This window comes from Alkalispirochaeta alkalica DSM 8900 (assembly GCF_000373545.1).
In the GTDB taxonomy this organism is placed as follows: Bacteria; Spirochaetota; Spirochaetia; order DSM-27196; family Alkalispirochaetaceae; genus Alkalispirochaeta; species Alkalispirochaeta alkalica.
Window position 1 is genome coordinate 5493 of the sequence record NZ_KB891719.1, and the last position, 1412, is coordinate 6904.

2 protein-coding genes are annotated in these 1412 nt (G+C 51.7%); both read left to right on the top strand.

Annotation, left to right across the window (positions count from 1 at the left end; translation table 11 throughout):
- The first annotated feature begins 168 nt into the window (after positions 1–168).
- A complete protein-coding gene (locus B071_RS19890) occupies positions 169–792 on the top strand; it encodes an ankyrin repeat domain-containing protein (protein WP_438829685.1) in 624 nt (207 codons plus the stop codon).
- A 383-nt stretch (positions 793–1175) separates the two neighbouring features.
- A partial coding sequence (locus tag B071_RS16975; RefSeq protein ID WP_157703130.1) for an RCC1 domain-containing protein occupies positions 1176–1412 on the top strand: 237 nt, incomplete at its 3' end.

The window sequence follows — 1412 nt, forward strand, 5'->3', positions numbered from 1 at the left end:
GAATTACTTCTGAAAAACGGGGCCGACCCGAATATTGCAACGTATGATGATGGGGAAAGTCGGTTTCGAGGTGAAGGCCGATATAGGGATGGACACGCTCCGCTGTACGGAGCTTCTCAGGCATTAAGCACAGACTGGGTTCGAGTGCTCATCAGTAATGGTGCTGATGTGAATGCCCGGTTATCGAGTAATCCGAACGCAGAAACAGCCAACGGAGAGACAGCTTTACATGTAGCTATATCTACAACGTCTAGCGAACAAGAAAATGAAATGAGAATGTATGGCGTCGAGACAGTCTCAATATTGCTTGAAGCTGGAGCAGATCCGAACATACGCAGGGCCACTCATGGAAGAAACTCCTATTCGGATGGAGCGACACCGTTATATCAGGCTTCAGTATTTGATATTTCTGAAATGGTTTTCTTGCTATTGGGTTATGAAGCAGATCCAACAATCCCTACATCAGAAGTTCGTGGCCAACGCACAGGTCGTGGAACTACAACATTGCACGCTGCAAAAAGTGCAGAAATTGCTCAAATGCTCATTCATGCAGGCGCAAAGATTGATGCTGAACGGCAGGACGGCACGCGCACCCGACCAATCAGCATTGCCGCTGCCGGTGGTTTTACCGATGTTATTGAAGTACTCTTACAGCACGGAGCTGATATTAACTATGTAGCAGAACGCGGAACCCCGGTGGATTACGCAATCCATTATCGCCAACACGACACCGTCGAATANCTGCGAAGCCGGGGCGGGCTGTCCCGCGAAGAGCTACAGGAGTCTGAATAATATGCCGGGATGTCCAAACTGCGGTTCATACACTGTGTATAAAAATCGGCTCAATGCCATACATGCGCTGCACCGCAACATGGTGGTATGTCGAACATGCAACACCTGTTACGAGGCAAGCACCGGAAAAGACATTACCGCTGAAGTAGCCCCAACTGCCGTTGGCTTGAGCATTGCAGCGCTTGTGCTGCTTGGTATCGCCGTATCACTGCTTGGTGTGCAGGCATATACCTGGTACAACCGAGCCGCCTATGAACTCCTAACCATCACACTTGTCCAGTCCGGTTTCCTGGCACTACTCGCTATTNCGGTACTATACGATCTATGGCGATGGATACAGGTGCACGGGAAATAGGCCCCACAACGATTGGACTGGAGGAACTGTGAGCGGCAAGAATCGATTGAGAAAGATGGTGCGGATTCTGACAAGCACTCTGGTGGTCTTGAGCCTGGCGCTCTCCTGCTCAAACGAGGAAGCGCGGCCGGCAACCGAGCCCCCGGTGGAGTTCGAGCAGGATGAGCTTGCCTGGCCTGAAGAGTTGCCGCGCTTTGTTGCCGTGGATGCAGGATCATTTCACGCGCTGGCGCTTGATGAGGAGGGGTTTCTCTGGGCCTGGGGG